Raw genomic sequence first — 14801 nt, forward strand, 5'->3', positions numbered from 1 at the left:
CAGCACTGCCGAGGCCGCTTAGATTTGATGCGTGAACTTTGGGGGCGTCGCACGGTTGGTGGGATCAGTCCCACACCTGGATCCGGTCATGAAGTTGTTCGCGGTGGGCGACCTGGAGCTCTATCACGTGAGCCCGCCGCTGCACGGGTACAACGTCGTCGCCGCCGCGCAGACGATGTGGGCCATGCGAGCGCAGTGCATCTACCCGGACGGCCGCATCGAGCCGCCGGAGCCCGACGACCCGGTGTCGACCGAGCTGTTCGGCGTCGTCGGTGAGGGCCTGCAGATCGACAGCACCGAGAAGCTTCCCGGCAGCGCCGAAGGTAGAAATGTGGCCCGCACGCTCGCGGCGATCGGCTACCGAATCGTCTAGAAACGCCGAAAGGCCAGTTACTGCACGCTTTTAGTGATTCGCGTGCAATAACTGGCCAGTGAACGCAGCAGTTATGCCGTTTCGGTGATCGGCCGGTCGACCCAGCTCATCAGGTCGCGCAGCTTCTTGCCGGTGACCTCGATCGGGTGCTCGGCGTTGGCCTTGCGAAGACCTTCGAGCTCCTTGTTGCCGCCCTCGACGTTGGCGACCAGGCGCTTGACGAAGGTGCCGTCCTGGATGTCGGTCAGGATGTCGCGCATGCGCTGCTTGGTGTCGGCGTCGATGACGCGGGGTCCTGAAAGGTAGCCACCGAACTCCGCGGTGTCGGACACCGAGTAGTTCATGCGGGCGATGCCGCCCTCGTACATCAGGTCGACGATGAGCTTGAGCTCATGCAGCACCTCGAAGTAGGCCATCTCCGGGGCGTAGCCCGCCTCGACCATGACCTCGAAGCCGGCCTTGACCAGCTCTTCGGTGCCACCGCAGAGCACGGCCTGCTCGCCGAACAGGTCGGTCTCGGTCTCTTCCTTGAAGGTGGTCTTGATGACGCCGGCGCGGGCACCGCCGATCGCGGCGGCGTACGAGAGCGCCAGGGCCTGGCCCTCGCCCTTCGGGTCCTGGTCGACGGCGATCAGGCAGGGCACACCCTTGCCGTCGACGAACTGGCGACGCACCAGGTGGCCGGGCCCCTTGGGGGCGACCATGCCGACGGTGACGTTGGCCGGAGCCTTGATCAGACCGAAGTGGATGTTGAGGCCGTGGCCGAAGAACAGCGCGTTGCCGTCCTCCAGGTTGGGCTCGATGTCGTTCTTGAAGATCTCGGCCTGCGCGGTGTCGGGCGCGAGCACCATGATCACGTCGGCCCACTTGGCGACCTCTGCGGGGGTGCCGACCTCGAGGCCCTGCTCTTCGACCTTGACGCGGGACTTCGAGCCCTCTTTCAGGCCGACCTTGACCTGGACACCCGAATCGCGCAGCGACAGCGAATGCGCGTGCCCCTGGCTGCCGTAGCCGATGACGGCGACCTTGCGACCCTGGATGATCGACAGGTCCGCGTCGGCGTCGTAAAACATCTCAACTGCCATGCGAAATTTCCTTCTCTTTCTAGCTCTACAGCCGACTAACGCTACTTGACGTGCTTACTTCACTGCGCTGATACCACGGGGTCCGCGCGAGACCGACACCATGCCGGACTGTGCGATCTCACGGATACCGTAGGGCTCCAGGACCCGCAGCAGGGCCTCCAGCTTTTCCGAGGTCCCGGTGGCCTCGACGGTCAGGGACTCGGTCGAAACGTCAACCACCTTGGCGCGGAACAGGTTCACCGCTTCGATGACCTGACCTCGGTTGCTCGCGTCGGCGCGCACCTTGATCAGGGCGAGTTCGCGGGAGACCGAGCTGTCGTCCTCCTGCTCGACGATCTTGATCACGTTGACCAGCTTGTTGAGCTGCTTGGTGATCTGCTCCAGCGGCGATTCCTCGACACTGACGACGATCGTCATCCGCGACATGTGCTTCTGCTCGGTGGCACCCACAGCCAGGGACTGGATGTTGTAGCCACGACGGGAGAACAGTGTGGCCACCCGGGCGAGGACACCGGGTTTGTCCTCGACCAGCACCGAAAGCGTGTGGGTGGGCGTGGTGTTGCTCATCAGGCGTGCCCCTCGGCGTCGTTTTCGTCGAACAGCGGCCGGATGTCCCGAGCTGCCATGATCTCGTCGTTGCTGGTGCCGGCGGCGACCATCGGCCACACCTGCGCATCGGCACCGACGATGAAGTCGATGACCACCGGGCGGTCGTTGATCGCCCGGGCCTGGTTGATGACGTCCTCGACGTCCTCGGCCCGCTCGCAGCGCAGCCCGACGCAGCCCAGCGCCTCGGCCAGCTTGACGAAGTCCGGGATCCGACGCGAGTGCGTGGCCAGATCGGTCTGGCTGTAGCGCTGGTCGTAGAACAGCGTCTGCCACTGCCGCACCATGCCCAGGTTGCCGTTGTTGATCAACGCCACCTTGATCGGTGCGCCCTCGATGGCACAGGTGGCCAGCTCCTGGTTGGTCATCTGGAAGCAGCCGTCACCGTCGATGGCCCACACCTCGGCCTCGGGGCGGGCGAACTTGGCGCCCATGGCCGCCGGGACGGCGAAGCCCATGGTGCCAAGGCCACCGGAGTTCAGCCACGTCTTGGGGTTCTCGTACTTGACGAACTGCGCGGCCCACATCTGGTGCTGGCCAACCCCGGCGACATAGACCGCCTCGGGTCCGGCAATCTGACCCAGCTTCTCGATGACGTACTCGGGGCTGAGGCTGCCATCGCTCTGCGGGCCGTAGCTCAGCGGGTAGGTCGACTTCAGTCCGGAAAGGTACTCCCACCAGCCGTCCAATTTCAGTGCGGCACTGGTCGTTCCGTCGCGGCGCAGCACCTCGATCAGATCGGTGATGACGGCCTTCACGTCACCCACGATGGGGACGTCGGCGTGCCGGTTCTTGCCGATCTCGGCGGGGTCGATGTCGGCGTGGATCACCTTCGCCTCAGGGGCGAACGAGGACAGCTGACCGGTGACCCGGTCGTCGAACCGAGTGCCAAGAGCGATCAGCAGGTCGCTCTTCTGCAACGCACCCACCGCGGCCACGGTGCCGTGCATGCCCGGCATCCCCAGGTGCTGCGGGTGGCTGTCCGGGAACGCGCCGCGGGCCATGAGCGTGGTGACGACCGGGATGCCGGTCAGCTCGGCCAGCTCGAGCAGTTCGGCGCTGGCCTCACCACGGATCACACCACCGCCGACGTAGAGCACCGGCTTGTGCGCCGCGGCGATCAGCTTGGCGGCCTCACGCACCTGACGGCTGTGCGGCTTGGTGTTCGGCTTGTACCCGGGCAGGTCCATCTGCGGCGGCCAGGAGAAGGTGCACTGGGCCTGCAGGATGTCCTTGGGAACGTCGACGAGCACCGCGCCCGGGCGCCCCGAGCTGGCGATGTAGAAGGCCTCGGCCATCACCTGGGCGATGTCGTCACCGTTGCGCACCAGGAAGTTGTGCTTGGTGATCGGCATGGTCATGCCGGTGATGTCGGCTTCCTGGAAGGCGTCGGTGCCGATCAGGCTGCGGCCCACCTGCCCGGTGATGGCCACCACGGGGATGGAGTCCATCTGGGCGTCGGCCAGCGGGGTGATCAGGTTGGTCGCGCCGGGGCCGGACGTGGCCATCATCACGCCGACCTTGCCCGTGGCGTGGGCATAGCCGCTGGCGGCGTGGCCGGCGCCCTGCTCATGGCGGACCAGCACGTGGCGCAGCTTCTGCGAGTCGAACAGCGGATCGTAGACCGGCAGCACGGCGCCACCGGGGATCCCGAAGACGACGTCGACGCCGAGCTCTTCCAGCGACCGGACGACCGCCTGGGCGCCGGTGAGCTGCTGCGGTGCAACCCGGTTGGGCTGTCCCGAATCTGATTTGGCGTTGGTTGCGCCGTTGGCAGGCGCGGTTCCCGACCGGGCTGGCGGTCGCGTTGTCGGTGCGCTCACGATGTCCTCTTCACGGTCTGCTTCACATTCCTCTTCAGGAAGTTTCAATTTTTCATTGATTACGGCGCGCTTGTGGGCAAATAAAAAACCCCCGTCAGCCGGTAGCTGTACGAGGGTGGCGCGTCGATGCGGTTGGCTATGCCCGGCAGAGGGCCAGCGCGGCATCAACGCGCCAACCAATTACTACGAGCAATCCGGGGTTCTGCATAGCACCCGACGGTAGCTGCCGTACAGGTTAAAGGTCAAATTGGTTCCGCTGAGCGCCGGACGCCCGGTGACGCCGGCGGGGCCGTCCGCCGGGTGGTGCAAGGATGAACCTGTGAGCGCACGATCGGCAACCGCCCCTGTCGTAATCCGGATATCGCCCATGGCGCACCTGGCAGTCGGATTCCTGACGCTCGGCCTGCTGACGCTGGTCCTGAGCAATCCGACCTGGTTCTCGGTGCTGCTGGTGATCCCGATTGCGTTGTCGGCGGCCATCATTCGGTACCGCACGACCGCCGATGCCGACACCGTCACAGCGCGGTCGCTGACGCGCAGCCGCACCGTGTCGTGGACCGAGATCAAGGGATTGCGGTTCGACCGGTCCTCTTGGGCGATCGCAGATTTGAGCGACGGTACGGACCTGCGCCTGCCTGCCGTGACGTTCGCAACACTGCCGTTGCTCACCGAGGTGAGCGGCGGCCGCGTACCGAATCCGTACGCCTGACGGTTCAAACGCCGTTCAGCGCCGTCTCAACCCAGCGGGTTGCCGCCGTTGAGCAACACCCAGATCGCGATGCCGCCGGCCACGCCGAGCACCAGGGCCACGAAGGAACCCACGAACGGGCGTCGAGCCCAGCCGCGGCCGGCGTCGAATCCGTAGCGGCCCGGCCCGGTCAGGATGATCGCGGCTGCGGCGACGACGACGATCATCCGGTATTCGGTGCCGTCGGTGATGACTTCCGCGAGGCGGGCCTGCTCATGCGCCGCCATCGCGGTGGCCAGCACCCCGTTGATCAGGTAGGCCAGTGCGCCGGCCGCCGCGATCGGGGTGAACAACCCGAGGACCAGCAGCACGCCTGCGGCGATCTGCCCGCCGGTGGCGGCATAGGTCAGGATGTCGGCGTTCTTGAAGCCCATCTCGTCCAGCGACGAGTTGAACCCGTCCAGCCCTGGGCCGCCCCACCAGCCGAAGGCCTTCTGCAGGCCGTGGATGATCATCAGCCCGCCCAGCGCGACGCGCAGGATCAGCAGGCCGAGGTCCTGGGTGCCGCGTCGACCGGCCGCCCGGACCCGGTCGTCGATGAAGTCGTCGCGCTCGATCTCGGCCGGTTCGGCCGAGAAGGGGGCCATGGGGGCCGGCCCGCCGGATTGCACGTACGGCAGTGGCTCGGGGTCGGAGACCAGGCTGAATGCGGACTGGTCGCCCGCTTTCGAGTCGTAGCGGGGAATGGCGGTGGTCTCGAAGTCGCCGCCGTAGTTTTCCGACGGCAGGTCGTCTTCGGGGTCGACCAGGCTGGCCCCGGCCGGCCTGGCGGAATCGTCCGAGTAACCCGGTCGTTGCCAGGCTTGTGGGTCCTGTGGGTGGCTGGTCACAGCTGCCAGGGTAAGTGCAAGTTCGGTCCGATCCGGGTATTTACCCCGGCGCTTCCGCCTGGTATCGACCTGCTACGGATCCGACGCGCGGTCCCGACGTGGCGCGCACCGCCGAGCGATCCGTAATCTGGCGGCATGAAATCGCGCCGGCTGATGGGGGTGGCCGCCGTTCTGTGTGCCGCGATGCTTGTCGGGTCGGGCTGTGCCCGGTTCGACGCGGCCCAGTCCGAACCTTTCACCACCGAGCCCAAGATGGCACCGGGGCCGACCACCACACCACCGCCGCCGCCACCGCTGCCGGCCAAGCCGTTCCCCAAGGAATGCAAGGCGACAGGTGTCATGCAGGGCTGCCTCGACAGCACCAGCGGCCTGATCATGCTGCCCGACAGCCAGTCAGCCCTGGTCGCCGAGCGGCTCACCGGCGCGGTCAAGCAGGTGTCGGTGAAGGCCGAGCCGAAGGTCAAGGTGACGATCCCCGTCGATCCGTCCGGCGACGGCGGACTGATGGACATCGTGCTGTCGCCGACCTACGGCCAGGACCGTCTGATGTACGCCTATGTCAGCACTCCGACGGACAACCGCGTGATCCGCATCGCCGACGGCGACGTGCCGAAACCCATCCTCACCGGCATTCCGAAGGGTGCCACCGGCAACATGGGGGCGCTGACGTTCACCAGCAAGACCACCCTACTGGTGCAGACGGGCGATGCGGGCGACCCGGCATTGGCCGCCGATCCCGCATCGCTGGCAGGCAAGGTACTGCGCATCGAGCAGCCCACCACCGTCAACCAGGCCCCGGTCACCACAGCGCTAAGCGGCCTGGGTGGCGCCGGCGGAATGTGTGTCGATTCGTCAGACGGCTCGCTCTACGTCACCGACCGCACCCCGAGCGCCGATCGACTGCAGCGCATCACCAAGGATTCCAAGATTTCCACGGTGTGGACCTGGCCGGACCGGCCGGGCGTCGCCGGATGCGCCGCCCTGGAGGGCACGGTGTTGGTGAACCTGGTCAACGTCAAGAAGACCGTCGCCGTACGCCTGGCACCCGATACGGGCGCGGTCACCGGTGACCCGGAGGTGGTCCGGGAGAACGTGCGCGGTCATGCCTGGGCGTTGCAGCTCTCCCCCGACGGCAACGTGTGGGGCGCAACCGTGAACCGGACCGCCGGAGATGCCGAGAACTTCGACGACGTCGTCTTCCCGCTCTTCCCACAGGGCGGCGGCTTCCCGCGCAGTAATGCTGACAACACCTAGGACACAAGACATTTCGTCCTAGATCGACTTTCCGGCCCGGACCGGGACCGGCAGCGTCAATCGGTCGATATGAATACAACGCCCACAATGTGCCCTTAGAAATGGTTCGCCTATCACGTACCATTACCCGGGTGCCTGACCGCCAGCGCCGCAGATACGCACCGCGGCTACCGCGTGAGGAGCGGCGCGAGCAACTGCTGGACGCAGCTTTGACGGTGCTCCACGATTGCCCCCTGCACGAGCTGACCATGGAGGGGGTCGCCGAGGCCGGTGGCGTCGGCAAACCCGTTCTCTATACCGCGTTTCGGACCCGCACCGAACTGGTGGCTGCGTTGCTCGTCCGGGAGCACCAGCGGGGCCTGAGCCAGGTCCTGACCACCCTGCCCGAGAATCTGTCGGTAACCGGACCGGCAGATGCCTACACGGCGACGGTCACCGGTTTCCTACGCTGCGTGCTGGAGAATCCGGCCCGCTGGCGGCTCATCCTCACCGAACCCGACACCGCGCCGCGGGATGTCCACGCAGCGGTCCGCAACGCCCGCAACCAGATCCTCGCGGAGCTCAAGCAAATGGCAAAGGCGGGCATAGCCGTGGATCCCCGGCTGTCCGCACTGGATCCCGAGCTTCTCGGCCACACCTTGCTGTCGTTCGCGGAGATGCTCGGCCGCCTCGCCGTGCACGACCCGGCCAGCTACCCACGCGAACGGCTCGAGCAATATGCCGCCGCCGCGATGACGATGTTCGCCGGCGCCGTCAAGTAACGCGCGGTTACCCGCTCTGGCCGCAAGCGGCCAGCACCAGCTCGCGTACCCGGGCCGCGTCGGCAGAACCCTTGGTCGCCTTCATCACCGCACCGACAATCGCCCCGGCGGCCTGGACCTTGCCACCGCGGATCTTGTCCGCGACGTCGGGCTGAGCCTCGAGCGCTTTATCAACGGCAGCCTGGATCACCGAGTCGTCGCGCACGAGCGCCAGCCCACGGTCGGCCATCACCTGCTCGGGTTCGCCCTCGCCGGCCAACACTCCCTCGATGACCTGTCGGGCCAGTTTGTTGGACAGCTTGCCCTCGTCGACGAGCTTGACCACGACGGCCACCTGGGCCGGGGTGATCGGCAATGTCTCGAGCTCGACCTCGGATTCGTTCGCCTTCTGCACCAGGAAGTTGCCCCACCAGGCGCGGGCGGCCTCGCTGGAGGCGCCGTGGGAGACGGTGGCTGCCACCAACTCCACCGCACCGGCGTTGACCAGGTCACGCATCACCTCGTCGGAGATGCCCCAGTCCTGCTGAATCCGCTTGCGCGCCAACCACGGCAGCTCGGGGATGGTCTGACGCAGGCGTTCGACGAGCGCTGCGTCGGGGGCGACAGGCTCGAGGTCGGGCTCGGGGAAGTACCGGTAGTCCTGCGCGGTCTCCTTGCTGCGGCCCGGAGAGGTGTAGCCGTCCTCGTGGAAATGCCGCGTCTCCTGGGTGACCGTGCCACCGGAATTGAGAACCGCTGCCTGGCGGCGCATCTCATACCGGACGGCGACCTCGACGCTCTTGAGCGAGTTCACGTTCTTGGTCTCGGTACGGGTGCCGAACTCGGTGGCCCCGACCGGCTTCAGTGACAGGTTCGAGTCGCACCGCATCGACCCCTGATCCATCCGGACATCCGATACACCCAAGCCACGCAACAGATCTCGCAGCGCGGTCACATAGGCGCGGGCGATCTCCGGTGCCCGTGCCCCGGTGCCCTCGATCGGCCTGGTGACAATCTCGATCAACGGAACACCGGCACGGTTGAAATCGGCGAGCGAGGTCGTCGCACCCGCGATACGGCCGGTGTCGCTACCCAGATGGGTCAGCTTGCCGGTGTCCTCCTCCATGTGCGCACGCTCGATCTCGACGCGGAAGGTGGTGCCATCGTCGAGCGGCACGTCGAGGTATCCGTCGATCGCGATCGGCTCGTCGTACTGCGAGATCTGGTAGTTCTTCGGCTGGTCGGGGTAGAAGTAGTTCTTCCGAGCGAACCGGCCCCACGGCGCGATGTCGCAGTTGAGCGCGAGGCCGATCCGGATCGCCGACTCGACCGCCGCCTCGTTGAGCACCGGCAGCGACCCGGGCAGCCCCAGGCACACCGGGCAGACCAGGGTGTTCGGCTCGGCACCGAACCGGTTGGCGCAGCCGCAGAACATCTTGGTGGCCGTGGACAGCTCGACGTGAACCTCCATACCCATCACGGGCTCATAGGTGGCGATGACGTCGTCGTAGTCAACGAGTTCGGCGGTAGCGACAGACATGGTGTCGATCCTAATGGGGCCGTTTCAGGCCAGTCCGGGGTGGACGCCGGGGATCAGGCCGGCCGCGGCCGACAACCGGCGCAGCAGGTGGCGCAGCGCGGTGCGTTCGTCGTCGGACAGTGACGCCGTCACCTCGTCCTCAAGTGCACGACCTGCGGAGTCCAGGGCTGGGACCAACTCGCGCGCTCGCCCGGTCAGAGATACGGCGAATGCCCGCCGGTCATCGGGATGCGCCCGGCGTTCGACGAGGCCCTCGGCCTCCAGCGTATCGATCAGCGCGACCATGACATTGCGGTGCAGCCCAAGGCGTTCGCAGAGCTCGCGCTGCGACTGCCCGTCGACACCGGCGAGTGCCAGCAGAACCGCGGTGGCCCTGGGATGCAGACCCAACGGCTCCAGCTTCGCTCTGAAGCCATCGGCCACATATGCGCCGAGTTGGGACAGCAGGAACGGGATGCGCTCGTCGAGAGCGGACACACCGGACGGTTCCTCAACCATGCCGCCGACACTAGCACTGTTAGTGATTGTCATATAACGTGATTGTCACTATTAGTGACTAATTGGGAGGCAACATGCGAATCGCCATCTTTGGCGCCAACGGGGCAACCGGACGTCTGCTCACCCGCCGGGCCCTCGACGCCGGGCACGACGTCGTGGCGGTCACCCGCCACCCCGAGGCGTTCCCCGTCACCGGCGCCGCACTCACCGTGGCCGAGGCCGACGTGCGGGACGCGGACGCGGTCGCCGCCGCCGTCGACGGCGCTGACGCAGTCCTGTCCACCCTGGGCGTCACGTTCACGATGGATCCCGTCGACACCTACTCGATCGGCGTGAGCAACATCGTCACCGCGATGCACCGGACCGGGGTCGAGAGGTTGGCCGTCGTGAGTTCGACCGCGATCGCCGACTATCCCGGCCGCACCGCTACGCCGTTCGCGCTGCGCCTGGTCCAGCCCGTCATCAGCCGCATCTTCGGCAGGACCCTCTACGCCGACATGCGTCGCATGGAAGAGGTCGTGACCGCCAGCGGACTGGACTGGACGATCGTGCGGCCGTCCGGCCTGTTCGACCTGCCGAACGTCACCGATTACATTGCCGGCCAGTGCGACCCGGTGGGCGCGTTCACGTCGCGCACCGACCTTGCCGACTACCTGCTGAAGCTGGCCGATTCACCGGAAACCGGTGCGACCGTGACGGTTTCGACGACTGTAGACACGCCGTCCATGTGGCAACTGTTACGCCGCGAAGCGCTCAAGAGCGCATGACGTTCCCGCGCGCGCTCAGCCGAAGAACTCGGCGGCGTCGTCGTAACGGGACTGCGGTACCAGTTTGAGGTGGCGGGTCGCATCGGCCAGCGGTACCCGGCCGATGTCCTGCCCCTGCAACGACACCATCATCCCGAACTCGCCGGCATGCGCGGCGTCGGCCGCGTTCACACCGAACCGGGTGGCCAGCACGCGGTCATAAGCCGTCGGGGTACCGCCGCGCTGGACGTGGCCGAGGACCGTGACGCGTACATCCTTTTTGATGCGCTTCTCCACCTCGAGCGCCAATTGCTGTGCCACACCGGTGAATTTCTCATGCCCGAACTCGTCCATGCCGCCCTGACGCAGTTGCATGGTGCCCTCGGCCGGCTTCGCCCCCTCTGCCACCACGCAGATGAAGTGTGACGATCCGTGCTGGAACCGCTTCTTGACCAGCCGGCACACTTCCTCGACATCGAAGGGCTGCTCGGGGATCAGGGTCATGTGCGCGCCCGACGCCAGCCCGGCGTTGAGCGCGATCCAGCCGGCATGCCGGCCCATCACCTCGACCAGCATGACGCGCTGGTGGGATTCGGCGGTGCTGTGCAGCCGGTCGATGGCCTCGGTTGCCACCTGCAGCGCCGTGTCGTGACCGAAAGTCACGTCCGTGCAGTCGATGTCGTTGTCGATGGTCTTGGGCACCCCCACCACCGGGACGTTCTCCTCGGACAACCAGTGCGCGGCGGTCAGAGTGCCTTCACCCCCGATCGGGATCAACACGTCGATCCCGTTGTCTTCGAGGGTCTGCTTGATCTGATCCAGGCCCGCCCGCAGCTTGTCGGGGTTGACCCGCGCGGTGCCCAGCATGGTTCCGCCCTTGGCCAACAACCGGTCATTGCGATCATCGTTGGCCAATTGGATTCGGCGATCCTCCAACAACCCTCGCCAGCCGTCGAGGAATCCGACCACCGACGAGCCGTAGCGCTGGTCGCAGGTACGCACCACCGCCCGGATCACCGCGTTCAGGCCAGGACAATCACCGCCGCCGGTGAGAACTCCGATGCGCATGGCCCCATCTTGCCCTCCGGCGACCGTTTCAGTGGGCCGAGCAGACGCACAATTGCACGAGACACACGATTTTCATGTGACTCTGCGTCTGCTCGCCGGGAATTACAGAGCGCTGGGCAACGGGCCGCGGGCGGCCTCGTAGGCCGCGCCGACGCGGTACAGCCGGTCATCGGCCAGGGCCGGCGCCATGATCTGCAGACCGACCGGCAGGCCGTCGTCGGGCGACAGCCCCGAGGGCACCGACATGCCACAGTGGCCGGCCAGGTTCAACGGCAACGTGCACAGGTCGAACAGGTACATGGCCAACGGATCGTCGACCTTCTCCCCCAGCCGGAATGCAGTGGTCGGCGTCGCCGGCGACACCAGGACGTCCACGCTCTGGTAAGCCTGCTCCAGGTCGCGGGCGATCAGGGTCCGCACCTTCTGCGCCTGGTTGTAGTAGGCGTCGTAGTAGCCCGCCGACAACGCGTAGGTACCGATCATGATCCGGCGCTTGACCTCCGGCCCGAACCCGGCGGCCCGGGTCAACGCCATGACCTCCTCGGCGCTGTGCGTGCCGTCATCACCGACCCGCAGCCCGAATCGCATCGCGTCGAACCGTGCCAGGTTGCTCGACACCTCCGACGGCAGGATGAGGTAGTAGGCGTCCATCGCATGGTCGAAGTGCGGGCAGTCGACCTCGCTGACCTCGGCGCCGAGCGCGGTCAGTTGGGCGACTGCGGCATTGAACGACTCCAGCACGCCGGGCTGGTAACCCTCGCCCCGCAACTGCTTGACAACACCGACACGCACGCCCTTGAGATCGCCTGCCGCACCGGCCCGGGCGGCACCGACCACGTCGGGCACCGGGGCGTCGACGGAGGTGGAATCGCGCGGGTCGTGGCCGGCGATCACCTGGTGCAGCAGCGCGGTGTCGAGCACCGTGCGCGCACACGGACCGCCCTGATCCAGCGACGACGCGCAGGCGATCAGGCCGTAGCGTGAGACCGTGCCGTATGTCGGCTTGACGCCGACGGTCGCGGTCAGCGCGGCCGGCTGACGGATCGATCCGCCGGTGTCGGTGCCGATCGCCAGCGGAGCCTGGTACGCGGCCAGTGCCGCAGCGCTACCGCCGCCCGACCCGCCGGGTACCCGCTCGGTGTTCCACGGGTTACGGGTCGGTCCGTAGGCCGAATTCTCGGTCGACGATCCCATGGCGAATTCGTCCATGTTCGTCTTGCCGAGGATCGGGATGCCCGCTGCGCGCAGCTTGGCGGTGACGGTCGCGTCGTACGGTGCGCGCCAGCCTTCGAGGATCTTGGATCCCGCGGTGGTCGGCATGTCGGTGGCGGTGAAGACGTCCTTGAGCGCCAGCGGAACCCCGGCCAGCGGCGAGGGCAGCGTCTCGCCCGCGGCCACGGCCGCGTCGATCCGGGCCGCGGTGGCGAGCGCCGAATCGGCCGCCACATGCAGAAAGGCATTGAATCGCTCGTCGGTCTCGGCAATCTGGTCCAGGTGGGCCCGGGTCACCTCGGTCGAGGAGACCTCCTTGGCCGCGATCTGGGCACCCAGGGTCGCCGCATCGCGACGGGTCAGCTCACTCATGCTCGTCATTCACCCTCTCCGAGAATCCGCGGCACGGCGAAGCGGCCGTCTTCGGCGCGCGGCGCCGCGGCCAGCGCCTCCTCCTGCGTCAGGCACGGCTCGACGACGTCAGGGCGACTGACATTCACGTCCTTCAGCGGGTTGCCCGTCGCCTCCACGCCGGTGACGTCGACGGACTGGATCTGGCTGACATGGCCGAGGATGGCATCCAGCTGGCCGGCGAAACTGTCCAGTTCGTCGTCGGTCAGCGCCAGACGCGCCAGACGCGCCAGATGGGCAACCTCGTCTCGGGAGATCTTCGACACGACAAAGCAGCCTAGTCAAAGCACCAGAGGTGTCATACAGCGGCAGCACCCGCCGCTGTGTGGCGCTAGAGCGTGCGCGTGACCGCCACGACTTTGAATGTCGCCGACTTCATTTTTTCAACAGTCGATTTGTCATGGACCGACCCGAACGCAGTTCGTTTCTGGATGGCATGCGGCCCAAGGAGAGCTCCTGCACCCGAGTCCGTGGCGATCTGGACGCCACTGCTGTCGAATGCACCGAGCGTCACGAAGAAGCTGCGTGTCCGGTCAGTTTTATTGGTCAGCGTGAGGGACAACTTGGGTGATCCGGACGGGGTGACGGAGACCTCGCCGAAATCGACCTGCAGCTCATTCGCGAGAACGTCTTCGAGGTTTTCATTCATGAACTCCTCGCCACCGAGCTCAGCAGAGGGACCTGCCGCATCGGACTTGGTTGTCGGCGTCGTGAGTGCCGGTGCCACGAGCATGACAACGCTGACCGCGACCGCGAGTGCGGATATCACCGTGCCCGTAACGGCCGGTAGCGGGTGGGCCGCGGCAGTGCGGAGCAGGGCGACGATGCCTGCGGCAACGCCGATACCGGCCACGACGGTGGCCGCCGGAACCAGTGAGAACAACGCCAGCGCCATGCCGATCAATCCGGCGATGGTCGCGGCAGCCGACCACAGGTGCGGTGTGCTGCCACCGGAGCTCGGACCTGTGGGTGCCGCGGGAATCGGTGTGGCGGTGTACATCGTCTACCTCTCAGAGACCTGGTGTCGTGACATCGATAACCCGGAAGTTGGCGCCCTTGAGCTCGTCGGCTCGTTCCTTGCTCACCGGCCCGGTGAACATCTCGATGTCTTGCGAAGCACCCGGAACCAAATGCAAGACAGTCCGGTCGGCCTGGATCTGATTGTTGGAGTCGCCCTCATAGGCTCCGATCGACAACGAGAATTGTCCGCCGGTTGCCGACCTACTCGTCACCTTCACCTTCAATCGGTTGTTCACGACTCGATCCGCGTAGCCGTCGGAGGCGGGTTGGAACTCAAACTCATAGTTACCGATTTCGACGTCAAGGCCGTCGCCGGCCGCTGATACGACCTCGGACCCGCCGTAGACGAACCCCATACCGATGGCGATGGCGATGGCGATGGCGATGGCGATGGCGGACAAACCGCCGCCGAGAACCGATGGAAGCACCGATTCGTCGTGTACGCGTTCCCGCCGCAGCCATCCGATGGCGGCGGCAATGATCCCGAAGACACCGGCAACCGCACCCACCCAGCCCGCCGGTGGCGGCGCGAAGGCCAGTCCTATTCCGCAGGCGCCGACCACCAGGGAGACCAGCGGCCACCTTCGCCGCCATCCGGTCCCGGCGCTCCGCGCACGGGGCGCTGCGCCGTACCCGGCCATCGGGACTCCGTAATCCGGGGTCAACTGCGGTGCCCCACCGCCGTACATAGATGGGGGTGCGGCGTAACCCCACGATGGACCACCACCGGAATTCGGGGCCCCGGGCGTGGGTGGGAACTGTTGCCCGCCAAAGCCACCCGCCGACGGCGGATAGTCGGGCGGAGTGCCCCACGGATCTGGCCCGGTCATCGGATCGGCTCCCCACA

At 66.5% G+C, this 14801-nt stretch carries 16 protein-coding genes; 5 read left to right on the forward strand and 11 right to left on the reverse strand.

Annotation, left to right across the window (positions count from 1 at the left end; genetic code table 11):
* Positions 1 to 31: 31 nt before the first annotated feature.
* Positions 32 to 373 (forward strand): hypothetical protein, encoded by a 342-nt coding sequence (locus AC4ELH_RS01250; RefSeq protein WP_448446903.1) that lies wholly within the window; start codon positions 32 to 34, stop codon positions 371 to 373.
* 71 nt (positions 374 to 444) lie between these two features.
* Here AC4ELH_RS01250 and ilvC read toward each other — a convergent pair whose 3' ends face one another.
* From ilvC to AC4ELH_RS01265, 3 genes are all read right to left on the reverse strand, one after another.
* Positions 445 to 1446: a ketol-acid reductoisomerase gene (gene ilvC / locus AC4ELH_RS01255; RefSeq protein ID WP_498883064.1), complete on the reverse strand. Its 1002-nt coding sequence runs from the start codon at positions 1444 to 1446 to the stop codon at positions 445 to 447.
* Between the two features lie 66 nt (positions 1447 to 1512).
* Positions 1513 to 2025 (reverse strand): acetolactate synthase small subunit, encoded by a 513-nt coding sequence (ilvN, locus tag AC4ELH_RS01260; RefSeq protein WP_055112725.1) that lies wholly within the window; start codon positions 2023 to 2025, stop codon positions 1513 to 1515.
* Positions 2025 to 3887, reverse strand: a complete 1863-nt coding sequence (locus AC4ELH_RS01265; protein ID WP_064881981.1) for an acetolactate synthase large subunit — start codon at positions 3885 to 3887, stop codon at positions 2025 to 2027. The genes ilvN and AC4ELH_RS01265 overlap by 1 nt, the downstream gene beginning before the upstream one ends.
* A 367-nt stretch (positions 3888 to 4254) precedes the next feature.
* Between AC4ELH_RS01265 and AC4ELH_RS01270 the strand changes: the two genes are divergently transcribed.
* Positions 4255 to 4596: a PH domain-containing protein gene (locus AC4ELH_RS01270; protein WP_064881916.1), complete on the forward strand. Its 342-nt coding sequence runs from the start codon at positions 4255 to 4257 to the stop codon at positions 4594 to 4596.
* A 26-nt stretch (positions 4597 to 4622) separates the two neighbouring features.
* Here the strand turns inward: AC4ELH_RS01270 and AC4ELH_RS01275 are convergent, their stop codons facing one another.
* Positions 4623 to 5465 carry a DoxX family protein gene (locus AC4ELH_RS01275; protein WP_064881917.1) on the reverse strand — a complete coding sequence of 281 codons (843 nt, stop codon included), beginning with the start codon at positions 5463 to 5465 and terminating at the stop codon, positions 4623 to 4625.
* A gap of 135 nt (positions 5466 to 5600) precedes the next feature.
* On the opposite strand from AC4ELH_RS01275, the gene AC4ELH_RS01280 reads away from it, so the two are divergent.
* Positions 5601 to 6719, forward strand: a complete 1119-nt coding sequence (locus tag AC4ELH_RS01280) for a PQQ-dependent sugar dehydrogenase (protein WP_174554320.1) — start codon at positions 5601 to 5603, stop codon at positions 6717 to 6719.
* Positions 6720 to 6820: 101 nt separating this feature from the next.
* Positions 6821 to 7480 carry a TetR/AcrR family transcriptional regulator gene (locus tag AC4ELH_RS01285; RefSeq protein WP_064960699.1) on the forward strand — a complete coding sequence of 220 codons (660 nt, stop codon included), beginning with the start codon at positions 6821 to 6823 and terminating at the stop codon, positions 7478 to 7480.
* A 7-nt stretch (positions 7481 to 7487) separates the two neighbouring features.
* Here AC4ELH_RS01285 and gatB read toward each other — a convergent pair whose 3' ends face one another.
* Both gatB and AC4ELH_RS01295 read right to left on the reverse strand, forming a co-directional pair.
* Positions 7488 to 8999: an Asp-tRNA(Asn)/Glu-tRNA(Gln) amidotransferase subunit GatB gene (gene gatB / locus AC4ELH_RS01290; RefSeq protein WP_448446908.1), complete on the reverse strand. Its 1512-nt coding sequence runs from the start codon at positions 8997 to 8999 to the stop codon at positions 7488 to 7490.
* 24 nt (positions 9000 to 9023) lie between these two features.
* Positions 9024 to 9497, reverse strand: coding sequence for a MarR family winged helix-turn-helix transcriptional regulator (locus AC4ELH_RS01295; protein ID WP_448446910.1), 474 nt, complete (start codon positions 9495 to 9497; stop codon positions 9024 to 9026).
* 74 nt (positions 9498 to 9571) lie between these two features.
* On the opposite strand from AC4ELH_RS01295, the gene AC4ELH_RS01300 reads away from it, so the two are divergent.
* A complete protein-coding gene (locus tag AC4ELH_RS01300; protein WP_064881985.1) occupies positions 9572 to 10264 on the forward strand; it encodes an NAD(P)-dependent oxidoreductase in 693 nt (230 codons plus the stop codon).
* 15 nt (positions 10265 to 10279) lie between these two features.
* Here the strand turns inward: AC4ELH_RS01300 and AC4ELH_RS01305 are convergent, their stop codons facing one another.
* The 5 genes from AC4ELH_RS01305 to AC4ELH_RS01325 form a co-directional block, all read right to left on the reverse strand.
* Positions 10280 to 11311 (reverse strand): ATP-dependent 6-phosphofructokinase, encoded by a 1032-nt coding sequence (locus AC4ELH_RS01305; protein ID WP_064881925.1) that lies wholly within the window; start codon positions 11309 to 11311, stop codon positions 10280 to 10282.
* A gap of 102 nt (positions 11312 to 11413) precedes the next feature.
* The gene (gatA, locus tag AC4ELH_RS01310; RefSeq protein WP_064881987.1) at positions 11414 to 12895 is read right to left on the reverse strand and encodes an Asp-tRNA(Asn)/Glu-tRNA(Gln) amidotransferase subunit GatA; all 1482 of its coding nucleotides are present in this window, start codon (positions 12893 to 12895) and stop codon (positions 11414 to 11416) included.
* 5 nt (positions 12896 to 12900) lie between these two features.
* Complete coding sequence (gatC, locus tag AC4ELH_RS01315) at positions 12901 to 13200, reverse strand: Asp-tRNA(Asn)/Glu-tRNA(Gln) amidotransferase subunit GatC (RefSeq protein WP_064881926.1); 300 nt, start codon at positions 13198 to 13200, stop codon at positions 12901 to 12903.
* A 65-nt stretch (positions 13201 to 13265) separates the two neighbouring features.
* Positions 13266 to 13838, reverse strand: a complete 573-nt coding sequence (locus AC4ELH_RS01320; RefSeq protein WP_131811635.1) for a hypothetical protein — start codon at positions 13836 to 13838, stop codon at positions 13266 to 13268.
* Positions 13839 to 13944: 106 nt separating this feature from the next.
* A complete protein-coding gene (locus tag AC4ELH_RS01325) occupies positions 13945 to 14784 on the reverse strand; it encodes a hypothetical protein (RefSeq protein ID WP_498883018.1) in 840 nt (279 codons plus the stop codon).
* Positions 14785 to 14801 lie beyond the last annotated feature (17 nt).

It is taken from the genome of Mycobacterium shunyiense (assembly GCF_058270075.1).